Origin of the sequence: Streptomyces sp. Act143, assembly GCF_003143935.1 — a bacterium.
Lineage (GTDB): Bacteria > Actinomycetota > Actinomycetes > Streptomycetales > Streptomycetaceae > Streptomyces.
Genome location: NZ_QFRX01000012.1, coordinates 1 through 4693, shown reverse-complemented (window position 1 = coordinate 4693; position 4693 = coordinate 1). Strand labels below are relative to the sequence as shown.

Below are 4693 nucleotides of genomic sequence, written 5' to 3'. Positions count from 1 at the left end.
CCGGTGGAGCCGGAGGTGTAGATGACGTACGCGGGATTGTCGGGCGCGAGCGCGACGACGGGGTTGTCCGGGGGCTGATCCGACACGTCGAGCGCGTCCAGCAGCAGTACCGGCGTCGCGGCCACGCTCTCCGCCGAAGGACGGTGCCCGGTCGTCGTCAGCACCAGCGCCGGCCGGGCGTCACCGACCATATGGGCCAGCCGCGCCGCCGGATAGGCCGGATCGAGTGGGAGGTAAGCCGCGCCCGCCTTCAGCACCGCCAGGACCGCCACCACCAGATCCGCACTGCGAGGCAGCGCCAGCGCCACCACGTCCTCCGGACCGACACCACACCCCACCAGCACATGAGCCAGCCGGTTCGCCCGCTTGTTCAACTCCCCGTACGACAGCGTGGAGTCGCCCCACACCACCGCCACCGCCCCCGGCGCCGCCGCCACCCGCGCCTCGAACAACTCCGGCAACGACCCCCGCGACGGCACCACAGCAGCCGGCACCGCCAGCACAGCCGCCCGCTCCCGCGCCGACAGCAGATCCACCCGCCCGAGCGGCCGGGAAGGATCCGTGACGACGAGGTCGAGCACCCGTATCAGCCGGTCGACGAACCCGGCGGCCGTCGCCTGGTCGAACAGGTCGTCGCGGTAGTCCAGGCGGAGGTACAGACGACGCCCGGGGGCGGCGATCAGAGTCAGGGGGTAGTGCGTCGCGTCCCGCCCGCGGCTTAGGTCAGGGGTGATCCGCAGTCCGGTCTCCGGCCGCTCGCCGGGTTCGTCCCAGGGGTAGTTCTCGAAGACCAGGGAGGTGTCGAAGAGGTCGCCCAGACCGGCCAGTTGCTGGATGCGGGCGAGTCCGAGGTGGTGGTGCCCGGTGAGCCGCGACTGCGCGCTCTGTACCTGTTCGACGGTGGTCAGCAGTGACTGCGCCGGGTCGAGGGTCACCCGCACCGGCACCATGTTGATGAGCAGACCCACCATGGTCTCGACGCCGGGCAGCTGCGGGTCGCGCCCTGCCACGACGGCCCCGAACACGACGTCGTCGTGGCCGGTGCGCCGACTCAGTACCAGCCCCCAGGCGGCCTGGAGCACGGTGTTCAGGGTCACCCCGTGCCGGCGTGCCCAGTCGGCCAGCGCTGCCGTGCGGTCCTCGTCCAGCTCCACGGTGATCCGCTGCGGCATCAGTCCGGGACGGCCCGGGTCCGCCGGGGTGAGCAGCGTCGGCTGTTCGAGTCCGCCGAGCGCCTCTCGCCAGGCGGCCTCCGCCGCCGGCTGGTCCTGCTGCGCGAGCCATCCCAGATACTGCCGGTAGGGAGCCACTCGGGGCAGCGCGGTGGCGTCGCCGTGGCTGTCGTACAGCATGGTCAGCTCACGCACGAGCAGGGGTGTCGACCAACCGTCGAGCAGGATGTGATGGGTGGTCATGATGAGGCGGTGACGTTCGGCGGCCAGGCGCACCAGGGAGAAGCGCAGCAGAGGCGGCTCGGCCAGGTCGAACCGGCGGGCGTGCTCCTTGGCGGCGAGCCGGGCCAGCTCTGCCTCCGCGTCGGCAACGGGAAGCGGCGACAGATCGAACTCGTCCCAGGGAACCTCGACTTGACGTGGTATCAGCTGTACGGTCCGGCCGGAGTCCACCTGCCGGAATCCGGCGCGCAGGTTCGGGTGCCGTTGGACGAGCGCGAGCACGGCGGCCCGCAGCCGTGCCGCGTCGAGGGCGCCCTCGATGGCGAACGCGTGCTGCACCGCGTAGACGTCCGCGCCGTCCTGCTCGTAGCGGGAGTGGAACAGCAGCCCCTCCTGCATCGGGGAGAGGGGGAGGATGTCTTCCAGGCCCGACGACGTCATTTCTGCACCCTCCACGCTGCTTCGAGCTGCTCGATGTCGTGCTGGCTGAGTTCGGTCAGGGGGAAGTCCGAGGGGCTGTGGCCGCCGGTGCCGGAGTGCTCGCCGTGCCGGACCAGCCCGCGGATCGCCCGGAACCAGTGGTCGGCCAGGGCTCGGACGTGCCGTTCGGTCCACAGATCCGGCGTCCAGGTCCAGACGGCCTCCAGTTCCGGCCCGTCCGGGGCGTCGCGGACCATGCTGTTCACCTCCAGCCCGTGGGCCAGAGCGGTCGCCGGGTCGGCGCCGCTCAGCAGGCCCGTCTCGGCCGCCACGGTCCATTCCGCGCGGCCGGGGACCACGGGGGCGCCCGCCGAAGGGAACCGGCCGAGGTAGTTGAATCCGAGTTGCGGTACGGGGAGCCCGGCCAGCTCAGGCCCGGTCTCGGGATTGAGGTGCCGCAGCAGGCCGTAGCCCATGCCCCGGTCGGGCAGGGAGCGGACCTGTTCCTTGACCCTTTTCAGGGCCTGTCCGAGCGCCGGCCCGCCGTCGACGACCTCTTCCCACGCCAGGGGGCCGGGGTCGACGCGGACGGGATACAGCGAGGTGAACCACCCCACGGTGCGCGAGAGGTCCACGCCCTCGGCGATCTCCTCGCGCCCGTGTCCCTCCACGTCCACGAGGAGAGCCGTGTGCCGCCCGCGTGCGTGGGTCCGGCGCCACTGGGCGACTGCCAGGGCGAGCGCGGTGAGCAGGACGTCGTCGACCCTGGCGTGGAAAGCCGTGGGCACCGTCGTCAGGAGCGGGGTGGTGACCTCGGGCGGCAGGGAGAGCGTGAGCTCACGGGCCCGGCCCACGGTGTCCCGCGCGGCATCGAGCCGGCCAGTGGTCAGCGGTGGATCGGCCGCGGTGAGCAGTCCGGTCCACTGCGCCGCCTCGGCGGTGCGGGCCGGCTGCCGAGCCTCGGTCGCGAGGAGACTCGCCCAGCGGCGCAGGGACGTGTGCACCGGGTCCAGGCGTGGGGTACGGCCGTGCTCGACGGTCTCGCAGGCGGCGATGAGATCGGGCAGCAAGATCCGCCAGGACACCCCGTCGACGACGAGATGGTTGACGACGACCAGCAGCCTGCCCCGTTCGGCCGGACCGGAGTCGAACCAGACCACCTGAACCAGCAGGCCGCGCTCGGCCGACAGCCGGTGGGACGCCGCCTCCGCATGTGCACGGACCATCGTCGCGTCGACGGCCACGCCGGCGGTGTCGACACGATGCACCACGTCCGCGGCCGACACGGACCCCACCGGACCTACTTCGAGCGACCACGCCGCGCTGTCCTCACCCCTCGGTTTCCGGGTCAACCGCAGCGCGTCGTGGTGGTCCAAGAGTGCCTGCACGGCCGCGACGAGGTGGTCCTCGCGCAGCTCGGCCGGCACCCCGAGCAGCATGGCCTGGTGGAAGGCGTCGATGTCGCCGCCCCGCGCGTCGAACCAGCGCATGATCGGCGTCGGTTCCATACCTCCCACGCCGGAGTCGCCGGAATCGGGTGCCGACACCGCCAGTTCCTGGGCGACCGCGGCCAGTCCGGCCGCGGTCCGCTGCTCGAAGACGTCCCGGACCGCCAGGCCGACGCCCGCCGAGCGAGCGAGGCTGATGAGCCGGATCGAAACGATGCTGTCTCCGCCGAGCGCGAAGAAGTCGTCGTCGGGCCCGACGCCGTCCACGCCCAGGGCCTGCGCGACCAGCGTCCCCAGCAGTCGCTCACGCTCGGTCCGCGGCTCACGACGCGACACATCCGTCCGCGCGCGCTGACCGGGTTCGGGCAGCGCGGCCCGGTCGAGCTTGCCGTTGGCCGTCAACGGCAGCCGGTCCAGGGTGACGTATGTGGACGGCGTCATGTACTCAGGCAGCCGCTGCCGCACGAACTCACCCAGGTTGGCCGGTGTTTCACCGGTGTCGGGGACGACGTAGGCGATCAGACGGGTGGCACCGGGCTGGTCGTGATGGGCGACCACGGCAGCCTGGGTGATGTGGGGGTGCTCGGTGAGGACGTTCTCGATCTCACCGGGCTCGATCCGGAAACCACGGACCTTGACCTGATGGTCGGCCCGGCCCATGTACTCCAGATCCCCCTCGGCGTTGGCCCGCACCAGGTCACCCGTGCGATACATGCGCCCGCCGGGCTCGGCAGCGTAGGGATCGGCGACGAACCGCTCGGCCGTCATACCGGGCCGGTTGAGATAGCCGCGCGCCAGACCGGCCCCGGCGATATACAGCTCGCCCGTCACCTGCGGCACCACCGGCCGCAAGTGTGCGTCCAGGACGTAGACGCGGGTGTCGGCCATCGGCCGGCCGATCGGCACCGTCGCGCCACCGGTATAGGGACGCGGCACACGATGGTGGGTGGCGAACGTGGTCGTCTCCGTCGGCCCGTACCCGTCCACCACCGTCAACCCCGGGCACGCCTCATGCAGACGCTGCACCGTGGCGCCGGAAACAGCCTCACCACCACACCACACCTCTCGCACCCCCGACAGCGCGTCCACCGCATGGTCGGCGACCACGTTCAACAGGGAACTGGTCAGCCACAACGCCGTCACCCGCTGGGTGGTGATGGTGTGCTGCAAGACCGGGACATCCAGATCCCCGGCCGGGGCCACGACAACGGTCCCGCCGTTCAGCAGCGGCACCCACACCTCATAGGTGGAGGCATCGAACGCGGCCGGCGAATGCAGCAACACCCGCTCATGCGCCTCGCGGTCGAACCGCGGGTCCAGGGCCAGCGCGGCAACATTGCGGTGCGTCACCACGATCCCCTTCGGCGCACCCGTCGAACCCGAGGTGTACATCACATACGCCGCATCCCCCGAACGCACACCCACCCCGGG

Annotated in this window: 2 protein-coding genes; both read right to left on the bottom strand. The window is 71.5% G+C overall.

Going from position 1 to position 4693, the window contains the following annotated elements:
• Positions 1-1835: condensation domain-containing protein (locus tag DI272_RS45880; RefSeq protein WP_258314945.1), on the bottom strand; the 1835-nt coding region annotated here is incomplete at its 3' end.
• Positions 1832-4693 (bottom strand): non-ribosomal peptide synthetase (locus DI272_RS43745; protein ID WP_146238447.1); only part of this gene is annotated, 2862 nt, incomplete at its 5' end. The genes DI272_RS43745 and DI272_RS45880, both read right to left, overlap by 4 nt.